This window comes from Vibrio sp. 2CM40D (assembly GCF_023161825.1).
In the GTDB taxonomy this organism is placed as follows: Bacteria; Pseudomonadota; Gammaproteobacteria; order Enterobacterales; family Vibrionaceae; genus Vibrio; species Vibrio alginolyticus.
In genome coordinates this window covers 175,724-188,073 of sequence record NZ_JALNTL010000006.1, presented here as the reverse complement: position 1 = coordinate 188,073, position 12,350 = coordinate 175,724, and the positions used below count along the sequence as shown (strand labels likewise).

Genomic DNA, 12,350 nt, shown 5'->3' with positions numbered 1-12,350 from the left:
GCATATTCAATATTTATATCTCCAAGCTCAATCATAGAAATTGCAAAGTATTTTTCGTATATTGTCGCTCCGAAAACGACGTAAATTATGCGCAAAATGGAAGAATATCTAACTCGAATTGCCTGCTTAGAAAAAGAAAATGAAGAGCTGAAGCGGAAGAATGCGCGACTACAAGAAAAGTTGAATGCTGCACTCGACAGTAATGGACTGTGTTTGTGGGAGCAGCATATTCCTTCAGGTACTTTGACGATATTCAATATGCAATGGGGCAAAATGCTAGGTTATCAGCCCCATGAGTTAACCGCCACGGTTGAAACATGGAAAAGCAATCTCCACCCTGAAGATTACGATCTTGCAGTGGGTGCATTTGAAGATCACCTAGCAGGCAAGACCGACCTTTATGAGGTAGTACATCGCATGATTCATAAAGACGGCAGTGATAGCTGGGTCTACGATCGAGGGCGCATCGTCGAGTATGGTTCTGATGGCGAACCACTACGGATGATGGGTACTCATATCGATATTACAAAAGAAAAGCGTTATGAGCAGCAACTGGCCAAGTTGGCTTCGAGTGATCCATTGACTGGATTGTTAAATAGAAAAGCAATTGAGGAAAACTTTAATCATCAACCTCAAACCGAACCGTCTCAGCAGTCTGCTTTAGTGTTTGTTGATATAGATAATTTTAAAGCAGTTAACGACCAGCTAGGCCATCATACTGGCGACACCCTCCTCATCAATATCGCCAATAGCTTAACAGAGCTTGCGTCAAGCAAGTCTCAAGTTGGACGCATAGGAGGCGATGAATTTGTTATCTTAAACTGGCATTCAAGTCGAGAGGAAATATCCCAACTTTGCAATCAACTCTTAGATTCAATCATTCCAGCGATAAATCAAGACTTACATAAAGTAACGATAGGAATGAGTATCGGTGTTTGTCTCTTTAACAAAGGAAAGCAACCGTTTAATGAAGTGTATCAAAAAGCCGATCACGCAATGTATGAGATAAAGAAAAATGGCAAAAATGGAGTACAATTTTTCAACTTAAAAAGTTGATATCTCTCCATAAATCATCATGTTATGAAATCAGTCATTTGCTACAACTTGAACTAACTCAAGATAAATTCTTTATATCTAAGCCAGTTACCGAAATTACCCCTAGGTACTCATAAATTTGGCACGATACAAATAAATCCTCTCCTCTCCTAGCATCAACCCAATAAGCAACTACACTCATTTAACTGATAGATTAATTACTACTATTATGAAGGGAGTTGTTTTTGATGGATACAAAACAGATTTCTACAGTTATCATAATTTTAGTTCTTTCTGCATTAGTAGTTGCTTATTTAAAATTAACAACGGTATCAAATGCTATCCACAAACCTACAACAATCGGTATATCTAAGACGCCTCTGTCAGCCCCTTTTATCATTGCAGAGCACATAGGTGCGTTTGAAGAAAACGATTTAAACGTCGAACTTATCATGTGCTTTGGAGGGGTCGAATGTTCAAACCTACTTCTAGAAAACCATGTTAATTACGCCACTTTTTCTGAAAGCGTACTGATGTTTAAAAGCTTTGAATACAAAGATTTAGCATTAATCACTTCTTTTGCATCTTCTACGAATGATATTAAGCTGCTAACTAAAAAGCGGTCTGGCATAGAAAGTATAGATAAATTACCAGGAAAAAAGGTTGGTGTAATAAAAAAGAGCGCTAGCGAATATTACTTAGACTTGTTGCTACAGGTAAATGACATTGATTTAGAAAAAGTAGAAAAAATATCATCAACAACGCAGGTTATTATAAATAATTTAATGCAAGGAAACGTCGATGCAATATCTACTTGGGAGCCATACGGATTTATGGCCAAGAATAGAATAAATGAAGAAGTAAAGAACATAGGAATTATTGGCGTGTATAAACTTTACTTTTTGCTTGTATCAAAAGAAATACACATTGAAAAATCAGATCAAGAAGTAATGAAAATAATAAAGTCACTTCATCACTCAATTAACTGGATGGATAAAAACCCTCATTTAACAATGAAAATACTATCACAAAAACTTAACACAACAGTTGAAGAAATATCTTGGAGTTGGGATGATTATAACTTTCGATTAAATTTAACGAATTCTTTATTATTTACATTACAATCAGAAGCTAATTGGGCATTAAAACAAAACTATGTAGAAGGACAGATTCCAAATTACAGAAAAATATTTAAAGAAAACTATATCAATTCATATTTTGATGGTCTAGATTAAAATGCATCGTTCGTTAAACCACTATTTAGCATCACTATTCAGTCTAAGCGTAATACTATGTATCAGCGTTATAGTATACATAAGCTTCATAAAAATAGAAGATTATAAAGCCAAGAAACAATTAAACCAAATAATGGACATACAAATATCATTAGAGTCATTAAGTAGTTATCTTTGGGCTTACACTCAAAATAGGGGAAAAAACAATTTCACACAATTCATGATTTCTCATAACAAATTAAACGAATTATTATCTCAAAATGAAGATGTTTTATACCTTACTAAAGACCTAAAAAAAATGAATCTCGAACTGTATTTTTTAGTTCAATACGAAAATAATCATTTACTAGACAAAGATCGCCATTATGATTCAGTCGTAAATTATAATAAATCAAATCCTGTCATACAATCCAGAATAAACATTGTATCCCAGGATATGAATAATGAAATAATATATATTTATAAAAAAATACTTAATAATAAGTCTACAAAACTACAAAATTTAAATTATTACACTCAAGCAGGTATTATTTTTATCTCTCTGGTTGTTATGCTATTATGCTTTTATATAAAAATAAAGTTCAAGAGAAGCTTTCAAAGGTTTATAAATGGAATAAAACAATTAAGCAGGTCAAATTTTGACTATAAAATCCCTTCAGAAAATCAATTCACGGAATTTGAAAATCTGTCTTGTTACTTCAATAAAATGGCGGCATTGTTAAACCACACAACAATATCAAAATCAAAACTTAAAGAAGAAGTAGAGAATCAAACTTCAGTTCTAAATCGTCAAAAAGAAAGTTTGGTATTTTTGTCTGAGCACGACTCCTTAACTAATATCTACAATCGTCGAGCAATAGAAAAACATTTGATCCAGCTTACGCGTAATTTCAGAGGCAGTGAGAATAGTTTTAGTTTGTTTTTTATAGATTTAAATTTATTTAAGGATATTAACGATAGCCATGGCCATGAGGCAGGTGATGCAGTGTTAAAATCTGTAGCTAGTAGATTATCAAGTATTATCGACGAATCAGACATGGTAGGCCGCTTTGGTGGAGATGAATTTATTATTATTCATCGTTCACACACAACAGGTACGTCTCTGTCTGCATGTGCACTACGCTATATCCAAGAAATAGAAAAAGTAATTCATTTTAAAGGTAAAGAGTTATGCGTCGGAGCTAGCATTGGTATTGCACTCTATCCTGAGCATGGGTCGAATGTACATGAATTATTAACAGCGGCAGACAAGTCTATGTATCAGTCAAAACGTTCTAAAGCTAGCTCGTTCACTATTGTCGACAACAGCAGTTCGCTGTTAAAGAGGCCTATGTTTTAATCTAAAGTAGCTGTGGAAACGTTCTACATGCGAATATTCAACGACATCGACCACTGTGGCCACTTACAGTAATAAAGCCGCTTTTATCACATAGCAAAAGCTAAACTCGTAAGCTAAACGCTCTCCAGGCATTGAAGAAAAATAATCCATTGTGAATGGTTAATCCTCCCCTTTTAAACGTCAACTTTCACCACCATATGATAGTTAAGATTCATTAACAGGCTATAACTATCCTATGTCTTTTCCTCGTTTATCTGTTCTGGATTTGGCACCCGTGTCCGACGGAACAAACTTCACCGAAACGTTCGAACGCTCCGTTGAATTAGCTCAATCAATCGAGTCCTGGGGCTATCATCGGTTTTGGATGGCTGAACACCATAACATGCCCGACATCGCCAGTGCCGCAACCAGTGTATTACTCAGTCATATTGGAGCGCACACGAACTCGATCCGTTTAGGATCAGGTGGAATCATGTTACCTAACCATGCACCACTAGTTATTGCAGAGCAATTCGGAACGTTAGAGGCATTATACCCTGGTCGTATTGACCTCGGATTAGGACGCGCACCAGGCACCGACTACCAAACAATGCATGCATTAAGGCGGGAACCAGAGCATATGGATCCTGACTTTGAAGAGCTGTTGGAGGAACTTAATTTCTTTCTTGGTCCCGTATCTCGAAATCAACCAGTCGCGGCTTATCCAGGTAACAACACATCTCTGCCGATTTGGCTTCTGGGGTCGAGTACATACAGCGCACGTTTAGCAGCTAAGAGAGGCTTACCTTTCGCATTTGCTGCACACTTTGCTCCAGATGCAATGTCTCGTGCTCTAAACTTTTATCGAGATGAGTTTGTCCCATCCGAGCATTTAGCTCAACCCTATGTGATGATTTGTGCCAACGTTATCGTAGCGGATACTCAGTCACATGCAGATTTTCTCGCGACAACAGAGAAGCAAAAATTCTTAAAAATGATTCGCGGCAATCGCGAAAAACTTCGCGCACCAGTGAAAAGTATGGCACCACTATGGTCAGCACAGGAAAAGCTTCACGTTGAAACTCAATTACGTGAATCTATCCATGGTGATCAAACATATGTAAGACAGAAAATTGAGAAACTTTTGGAACGCACTGGGGCAGATGAAATTATGGTAAACACGATGGTGTTTGAACAATCTGAGAAGTTGAGATCCTACAGGTTACTATCGGAACTCATGGACAAGTAAAAGAATGGAGGCGCCTCCCGGAGTCGAACCGAGGTCCACGGATTTGCAATCCGCTGCATAGCCACTCTGCCAAGGCGCCTTTCTGATTTTGTATCTCTGTCACCAAAGATTTTGATGGTGCCCCGGGCCGGACTTGAACCGGCACAGCGCGAACGCCGAGGGATTTTAAATCCCTTGTGTCTACCAATTCCACCACCAGGGCAACGCAATCATGCGATGGGTTAGACACCATCTGTCTCAGCGGCCTTTGCCGTGAGAACGAGGCGTACTTTAACGGATTAATTTATCTGGTCAACAATAAATTTGATATTTATCAACTGACTGAACAACAAATGTTCCGACAGGTATATTTCTCACCCAATATGGATAATGATTGGACGCACAGTAGGTTTGGCACCGGTATCTTATACTCTGACTCCTACACCGGAAATCGACCAAAGGTTTACCGGAGAGAGCTGTCAGCTTTTCCACAGTAAGTGGACAGCAAACCTATTAAATTAGTTTGATAGGGTCGGTGGCCGCTATGCAAAATCACTCAATATGTGACGTCAAACCTATCAAGCTTTTGTAATCTCCCCATAACCAGTGGCTGCCGGGATTACTCTTCCAACTATCGAATTGTTCTCTAAGATCCTCTCTAGCTTTTATCAAAGACCATTCCCTATTACTGTATTTGGCCGTGCTGGTTGCACATATAGTTAGAATATCCCTTGCCTCATTATAATGGTGGGAACCACCAGCGAAGTTATACTCTTGAAAGCTATTCGAAATTGTAACCGTTTTTAATTGGCTGTTAATGAAATCTCCTATATCGATCGAATCAAAAAGCTTAATCCCTTTCAGATTTATCTCGTTAATATTGCGGTTAGTTCTGCCCTCAAATGCAACTTCACCTAAATGTTGCTCAACGATGCCATACGTAAGAACCGCAACATTGATGTAGCTTGCGCCTCGTAATCGATTAGAAGCGATATAATTTAAGCTGGCTTCAATTTTACCCAATACTTGTTCTGCGTCCCTGAGCTCAATTTCTCTTCGGTCCAATGTTGCAGAAATTATCCGGTTTATTATCTTAGGATCGTTGAAGGGGAATAACTTGAGTCCAGCACCCTGGATGCTTTTAAAGTCTATGTTGCGTCCGGAAACAAACTCATAAATAGACGGTTTGGGTAATTTTATACGCTGGTTAAAGAAACGTCTTAGATAACGATCTGATGCAAACTCGTTTCCATATACTGCCTTAATGGACTTCTCGAGAGCCTCGGTATCGGTTGCGACCAAAAATGCGCAACCCTTAACATCAAAGAAATGCTTAATGATCTCCAGCATCTTTATTGCATAGTCAGGGCGACATCTATCTAGCTCGTCAACAAATATCACGAGCGGCAGGTTAAGCTCGTAAAGGTCATGCATTATGCCGCTGATAATTGAAACCTGATTTCGAATATCTTTCATCGCTTGGACTAGCTGGTTCTGTTCACCTCTAAGAGTTTCCAAAATTTCGAGGTTAGTTTCATTTACACCTTTCATCTTAGGTAACACAGATGCCGACTCCGCTAATGAATCGACAACACCGAATATCATTGAACCAGTGCCATCACTACTCAGAAGTTCATAGCCCTTCGATAGACTTCTACCAGCTTTCAACAGCTTATCAAAACTACTTTGAAGGTCGGCATAATTAGTTTTTAACTTACTAACCAATCCCCTTTTCCGGCCATCTTTACCCGCATTGTCGAATAGATAGCCAAGTTGATTTAAAATTTCAGTACAGACAACGACTAAAGGATCCTGAAGGAAATCGCTCTCCCAAGCATCAATGTAAACAACAGGGTAACTCTGCTCAGCAAGCTCAATGTAGAGTCTTCGCAGAAACTGCGTCTTTCCACTCCCCCAAGAACCATTCAAATTCAGAACAAAACCATTTTTCTCGGCGGTGAGTACTGATAGCAGGAACTTCCCATATTCTTCTCGTCCAGTCCTGCTAGTAGACCAGTTATACTTGTGTCGCCACTCTTTATATTTACTTGCGTGCTTTACCTGAACCATCTGAAAGCCTTTAGAAATAAAAATATATGTGTATTGTAACTTATTAGCGGTTGACTCCATAGATAGCGTAATAATGGAATGGAGTCTCTGCCGATTCTAAACTCAGCCAACCTTTAACTACGATTCTGTACCACTTTAATCTGTTTTTTGCCTCCAGAATCGGACTCTGACTGGAGGATCACAGAAGAAAGCTATCCAATTTGTTTGTAAAGTGCGGACAGAAACCTAAAACGAGTTACTAATAGGGTCGGTGGACACTTTGGGGGGGATCCGATTGACACGATGTTAACAATTTTTGGCTCTATTCCAAAGCTGGTCTTTAGGATACTTGTCTATTAATATCTTCTCTATCGCCAATGCTTCTGCTTTGGTCAATGACTCTGCAACTATATCAACCATCATTGGCCGATTAGCAAAGTGTTCTCTGTTTAAGTTGTATACATGTGATGTACCTGAGTTGACATGGCCTGGCCTGGAAGGGTTCCCTTCACCTATATAACGGACATTGCCCTCAATGTCCTTCGCAATATATACCACGTATTTTTGTCTGCTCAGTTCAGTCCTTGGCTTTAACCTTCTCCTTGGGATTTTTTTGTTATGTGCGGGAACCTTTCTTCCATTTTTATCTATAAATTCCTTGCTAGAAAAACTATCACGATATTGAGATGGCAATCGGTCATAGGGCGCTACATTTACCTCAAATAAAATATAGTGATCTAATTTATTCCAAAACGTGTTCAAGGTCGAGCGCGCTTTATCGTGGGTCATTACTTTTAATGTATCTAGAGCATTCTCATCTTCGCAGCTTTCAGCAAACAGACTCACATCAGTTATAGGGCTTCTTTTTCCTACAGTAACTAACCTATATTCGAAACCTAATCCATATTGTTTTTCATCTTGACTCACACCGTTTTCATCAATATGAGATGAAACCCAGACTCCTTTTTGATGACGAGTAAACGCATCAATATCTATAGGCTGCCATAAATTAGCAACACGACTATCAACACATACAGACAGTGCAATATTCGCCGGTGGTCCAGAGATAAACTGGTAATAGTGTTTCTCGTCCTTTATCGACCCATCTTCTAAATCACTATCTTTGAACTCTTCTACTAACTCGTTAGTTAGCTCAGAAAGCCATTTTGCGATTATCTTGTCATCGACATGCTTATCTATATCCCTTAATCCACTGATATATAATTCGAATATCTTATTCATTTCGGTACCGGAAATGTCAGAGCGTAATTTGCCAACTAGTTCCTTTGGTACCCCATTTTGATCAAACGGGCTATATGCTTCGCTTTGAGACTGTGTCCATAAATCTACTTTCCCATTACCTCTCGCTCTAAATGTAATACTTCGGAATTGAACAACATCCTCTAACACAGCACTTTCTTTATTCACGTTTTTCTTTCGCTCTTTCTTTTCCCTAGACTTACGTCCCATATATTAGTTATCTCCACTACAATTTAATCTCATTACGCTTTCATTAAAGTACATCAGCAAATTCAGGAATCTTGCTGGACACTGTTGCTTCCTTTTCTTTAAATTTGCCTTCTCTAAGGAACTGTTGTTTTTTCATCGCCCGTGTTTCGTGATAGTCCTTCGCCACTGCTGTTTCAACGAATTCAACTGCGTGTTCAGTAAAATCATTTACAACCTGCTTTATCTCATCCAAAGACACATTGAAAAATTCCTTACGTCGATTGATCATATTGAGCCTGCGAGTATCGAACTGTTCATGCAGCTTCTTTTCTAAAGTCGGTGCGTCATCTGTATGTATCATCGCATGAACATCAAAAGTGAAAGGAACTGAAGCATCTCCCAGCTCCTTGATCCTATCCATAGGCTCTAGCCTACGAGTCATACCTATCTTGTACACCCCCTCACCAAACGAACCAATGTTAGAAATTATATAAACATGTCCTTGCTTGGTTTGCTCTGCCATCGATTGAGCGCGTTGGTGCTTGCGCTCCGCTTCCTCTAAACTAGCTTGTAACTCTGCAATTTGTGATTCCAATACTAATCTTGTCTCATCATTGGCTTTTACCAGCTCTTGTCGAGCCGTATCAAGTGCTTTCTGATACCGTTTCTCTTCCTTAATGGCTTCCGCTTCTGCTTTCTTAATTTCCACTTCTACTCTCGCCTCTTCTCGCATCTGAGCTTTTATTTCTGCTTGTTCTTCCTTTTCCCGCTGCTTTTTCTCATGATATTCATATGTCAGTTGCAGCTCGTGTATCTTTTCCTTTAGGTAGCGTTCAGTAATAGAAATAGCATTAGATTCATTAAGTTTATTGATAGCCGAGAATGCTTTCCTAATACGCTCTTCCATTTTACTTACGTTCTTCCACGTGCAATTCGCTATTGCTGCTTCGCATTCATTGTTAAATGCCCGAGCCGTTAGACGAATACCTTTATTTGTCATCTTTTTGCCTTCCGTTCTGGAGCCATCAACTGTCCAGTCGCGGTAGCAATAAATGGCACCACTTGAAGAACGCTCCCTAAGTAACACCTTCTGTCGTTCCTTGCATTTTTTGATTTCTTCTTTGAAGGTCTCAGAAGCATCGAAGTCAAACTTAGGCTCGTAGAAACCTAGTTCGATCAATTCAACATCCTCACTGAAAATTGCTATTTGCTTACTTAACGCATCGTAGGTATTTTTCTTGCTTTTATAGTCAATACGAATATTTGCAATCTGACCTTCAATATTTGTCCGTTCTTTAACCAATTGCTCTTTCTGGGCTTCTAGTTCGTCGAGCTTCTGTTTCGATTTAGATTCAATTTCAGCCTTCTCTACTTCAAGCGCTGACTTGACTCTCTCGCACTCGGCTTCAATATCGATTACCTGTGAGTATTTTTCTTCATACTCTTTAATCCGAGTAGTAGTTAACGTGACCTTTTCTTTCTCTTTAGATAATGCCTCGCTCAGTCGTTTTACTTTTCTGCTACTGATAAGCGTGAGAATTAGCACGACAATAGCACCCGCTATAGCTACGTGGATTATTGAGATTTGTTCCATTTACCTAGCCTTATTGTTGTTAACTCTAATAGCAATACAACATAGCGCATATTCGGTAACAGGTATCTTGACCAGATCACAGACCTCAAACGCACTAAGTGGCCACCAACCCTTGAAATGATGTCTTTTAGGTTTGGTGGCCACTTAAATGTAGTTACACCAGCACAGTCCAAATAACACATTACAAAACATACAGATAAGACAAAGAGCCACTCTATGGGAATACGTGAGATTCTAATTTCTATCCATTTTTGAGCTCTAACCACATAATCCTCTCTCAGCTGAGTGAATCAGTCGTTTCTTTAGTATTTAACAAGGACTAAATCATGAACACGAACATTGCTACTTATATCCAAAAAGATATGGCGCTTCTGGAAAATTTGCTATCAGGTAATAAATATGAATTGGCTAACGAAGAGGGAGGCACCACTACACTAATTGCTGTGGGCGACAATGAGTTCGGTGGGATGATGGTGGCTTTTGACCACCCTAAATCACTAATCTGCGACAAAGGGGAATATGACCATGAGCGTTTCTTAAGACTGACAGATTACTTTGATACGGAAGCAGAGCATCTAACCGGTAATGTCTACTGGCTTAAAATAACTGTAACTTTCAACGGCGTAGAGCCTATTTCATTTACTGAGTTGTACGACTTTGATGGTAATAAAGGACTTCCCCTCATTATGTATCAAGCTTACGCATACCTTCGTATAAGCCTTACACTACCAGTAAGCACAATGCTGGAAATATTTGGTGCAATTACTAGCGCAATTACCTTCCATCACGAAGAAATATTCCGTACAGGCCTAATTGGCACGATGGGGCATCATTTCAATGTACAAAGCGCAATAACCTTCGATTTACAGCGCTTAGAGCAAGCAACTAACGGCTAAGCTCGTTTATTAAAACTAACCGTTAAATAAACACATATTAATTCAGTATCTAGCCGTGCACTCACGGTGACGGCTTCTTACACCCTAAATTCGCCGCCTAAGTTATTTAGGCGGCACGAAACAAACGGAGATTTATTATGACTAATTCACCACAAGCAATTATTCCTCTGAGCATTAAAGCCTATATTGAGGCCTACCTTGGCCTTGTCACCAATCCGTTTTACTCGAACGATGATCTAGGCGTCAACCCGAACAAACTGCAAGTAAATATCGGAGCGGAAAGTATTGGTGCAGGTACTTTTAGTATTTGTCACGATACCGATGTGTTCACTGCTGATCAGGAAGACAACGCCCGCCGCATCAGCCACTTTATCGATAGCGAATTTCTAATCTACTTCGAAAAGCCTGAACAGCTCAATGCACATTCTGAGTTTGCAGGTATCTGTTTTGAAGGTAAAGATTTCTGCTCACCTTATCATCATCAAATGCCCGGATTTCCGCAGTTTCTGTATGACTTTCTTTCTTACCTAATAGAGAACAAGTCCTATTCCACTGAAGGTGCGCTTGCCATTTTTGGATGCCTACTACATCAAATCACCGTGCCGTACTGGGGTGAGTTCATGGATGAAGAAGAGCTGCGACAGACTGAAGTACATCGCCTACTTGGAGTTCACTTTGACATCGTGGCCGCTGTCCACCATGACCTGGACCATAGTCAGCGATATCACCAAGAACAAGGTAACCTACTGAATTAAAAGCCATACCCACTCAGTGGGAATGGGTGAGACATGCATTTATGTCTTTGCTCCGCGATTAAACGTAAATTCTAGTCGTGACCGCAATCACGGTCACGACGTCTAACAATTTGATGTACAAAGGATACGAAATGACCACGACCACTCAACTAACAACCGCCTCTACCGCTGTTTCTACCGCACTGTCTTCTGATAATGCTTCGACTGACATGCAGGCAAAGATACAAGCGCTGAAAAACCGCGTAGCGGCAAATACAACAAGCTCAAACCAATCAACGCTGGAGCTGGCTAAAGTTGGTGAAAGCGCAATTCCTTTAATGTTATTTAGTCCAGAGCATGAGGATGTTAAAATCCACTGGATCGACACTGCTGAGAAAAAGGGCTACGTCCAATGCAACGGTGACGATTGTGCTCTATGCCATGCAGATAACAAAGCATATAGCCGCTTACTGCTACAAGTGTTTAACTTTGGCTCACAGCAGGTGGAAGTCTTAGCGATCACTGATGCTTGCAATCCTGGTGCCGCCTTACCTCAAATCCTACCGATCTTTGACGCTCCAGATCCAATGATGTTACTGATGAGTCGTCAGCGCAATAAGTACACTATTGCTTTGAAGCCAGTACCTCAAAACATAGATCTAGGCAAAGAAAAGATCGAAGCGTTTAACACTGCATACTCAACCGGTCAGATTAAGCTAAGTGACGTGTACGAAAAGTGCTCCAATCAAGAATTGGCAGCGATCCCAAGCATCAAAGTAATGCTTGAGTGTCGTGGCTACAAGGCAGCTTAA

The 12,350-nt window shown here is 39.7% G+C and carries 10 protein-coding genes and 2 tRNA genes; 7 read left to right on the top strand and 5 right to left on the bottom strand.

Going from position 1 to position 12,350, the window contains the following annotated elements; all coding sequences use genetic code 11:
• Positions 1-96: 96 nt before the first annotated feature.
• The 4 genes from MTF70_RS15685 (at position 97) to MTF70_RS15670 (ending at position 4,837) form a co-directional block, all read left to right on the top strand.
• Positions 97-1,056 carry a diguanylate cyclase gene (locus MTF70_RS15685; RefSeq protein ID WP_170890245.1) on the top strand — a complete coding sequence of 320 codons (960 nt, stop codon included), beginning with the start codon at positions 97-99 and terminating at the stop codon, positions 1,054-1,056.
• 227 nt (positions 1,057-1,283) lie between these two features.
• Positions 1,284-2,270 (top strand): ABC transporter substrate-binding protein, encoded by a 987-nt coding sequence (locus MTF70_RS15680; RefSeq protein ID WP_213986622.1) that lies wholly within the window; start codon positions 1,284-1,286, stop codon positions 2,268-2,270.
• 298 nt (positions 2,271-2,568) lie between these two features.
• On the top strand, positions 2,569-3,609 hold the full coding sequence (locus MTF70_RS15675) for a GGDEF domain-containing protein (RefSeq protein ID WP_225455651.1): 1,041 nt from the start codon (positions 2,569-2,571) through the stop codon (positions 3,607-3,609).
• 235 nt (positions 3,610-3,844) lie between these two features.
• Positions 3,845-4,837 carry an LLM class flavin-dependent oxidoreductase gene (locus MTF70_RS15670; protein WP_005376038.1) on the top strand — a complete coding sequence of 331 codons (993 nt, stop codon included), beginning with the start codon at positions 3,845-3,847 and terminating at the stop codon, positions 4,835-4,837.
• 5 nt (positions 4,838-4,842) lie between these two features.
• Here MTF70_RS15670 and MTF70_RS15665 read toward each other — a convergent pair.
• The 5 genes from MTF70_RS15665 to MTF70_RS15645 all read right to left on the bottom strand — a co-directional run bounded on the left by MTF70_RS15665 (position 4,843) and on the right by MTF70_RS15645 (position 9,908).
• Positions 4,843-4,916, bottom strand: a tRNA-Cys gene (locus MTF70_RS15665).
• A 36-nt stretch (positions 4,917-4,952) separates the two neighbouring features.
• Positions 4,953-5,039: transfer RNA gene (locus tag MTF70_RS15660), tRNA-Leu, on the bottom strand.
• Between the two features lie 329 nt (positions 5,040-5,368).
• Entirely contained in the window at positions 5,369-6,886 is a 1,518-nt protein-coding gene (locus MTF70_RS15655) for a P-loop NTPase fold protein (RefSeq protein WP_205461012.1), read from the bottom strand.
• A 285-nt stretch (positions 6,887-7,171) separates the two neighbouring features.
• Complete coding sequence (locus tag MTF70_RS15650) at positions 7,172-8,335, bottom strand: GIY-YIG nuclease family protein (protein WP_205461011.1); 1,164 nt, start codon at positions 8,333-8,335, stop codon at positions 7,172-7,174.
• A 43-nt stretch (positions 8,336-8,378) separates the two neighbouring features.
• Positions 8,379-9,908, bottom strand: coding sequence for a DUF4041 domain-containing protein (locus tag MTF70_RS15645; protein WP_205461010.1), 1,530 nt, complete (start codon positions 9,906-9,908; stop codon positions 8,379-8,381).
• A 326-nt stretch (positions 9,909-10,234) separates the two neighbouring features.
• On the opposite strand from MTF70_RS15645, the gene MTF70_RS15640 reads away from it, so the two are divergent.
• From MTF70_RS15640 to MTF70_RS15630, 3 genes are all read left to right on the top strand, one after another.
• Positions 10,235-10,804 carry a hypothetical protein gene (locus MTF70_RS15640; protein WP_205461009.1) on the top strand — a complete coding sequence of 190 codons (570 nt, stop codon included), beginning with the start codon at positions 10,235-10,237 and terminating at the stop codon, positions 10,802-10,804.
• 137 nt (positions 10,805-10,941) lie between these two features.
• Positions 10,942-11,559 (top strand): hypothetical protein, encoded by a 618-nt coding sequence (locus MTF70_RS15635; RefSeq protein ID WP_205461008.1) that lies wholly within the window; start codon positions 10,942-10,944, stop codon positions 11,557-11,559.
• 131 nt (positions 11,560-11,690) lie between these two features.
• The gene (locus tag MTF70_RS15630) at positions 11,691-12,350 is read left to right on the top strand and encodes a hypothetical protein (RefSeq protein ID WP_213986621.1); all 660 of its coding nucleotides are present in this window, start codon (positions 11,691-11,693) and stop codon (positions 12,348-12,350) included.

Coding starts and splice junctions, on each gene's coding strand:
- MTF70_RS15685 (WP_170890245.1), top strand. CDS start 97: ATGGAAGAATATCTAACTCGAATTGCCTGCTTAGAAAAAGAAAATGAA.
- MTF70_RS15680 (WP_213986622.1), top strand. CDS start 1,284: ATGGATACAAAACAGATTTCTACAGTTATCATAATTTTAGTTCTTTCT.
- MTF70_RS15675 (WP_225455651.1), top strand. CDS start 2,569: ATGAATCTCGAACTGTATTTTTTAGTTCAATACGAAAATAATCATTTA.
- MTF70_RS15670 (WP_005376038.1), top strand. CDS start 3,845: ATGTCTTTTCCTCGTTTATCTGTTCTGGATTTGGCACCCGTGTCCGAC.
- MTF70_RS15655 (WP_205461012.1), bottom strand. CDS start 6,886: ATGGTTCAGGTAAAGCACGCAAGTAAATATAAAGAGTGGCGACACAAG.
- MTF70_RS15650 (WP_205461011.1), bottom strand. CDS start 8,335: ATGGGACGTAAGTCTAGGGAAAAGAAAGAGCGAAAGAAAAACGTGAAT.
- MTF70_RS15645 (WP_205461010.1), bottom strand. CDS start 9,908: ATGGAACAAATCTCAATAATCCACGTAGCTATAGCGGGTGCTATTGTC.
- MTF70_RS15640 (WP_205461009.1), top strand. CDS start 10,235: ATGAACACGAACATTGCTACTTATATCCAAAAAGATATGGCGCTTCTG.
- MTF70_RS15635 (WP_205461008.1), top strand. CDS start 10,942: ATGACTAATTCACCACAAGCAATTATTCCTCTGAGCATTAAAGCCTAT.
- MTF70_RS15630 (WP_213986621.1), top strand. CDS start 11,691: ATGACCACGACCACTCAACTAACAACCGCCTCTACCGCTGTTTCTACC.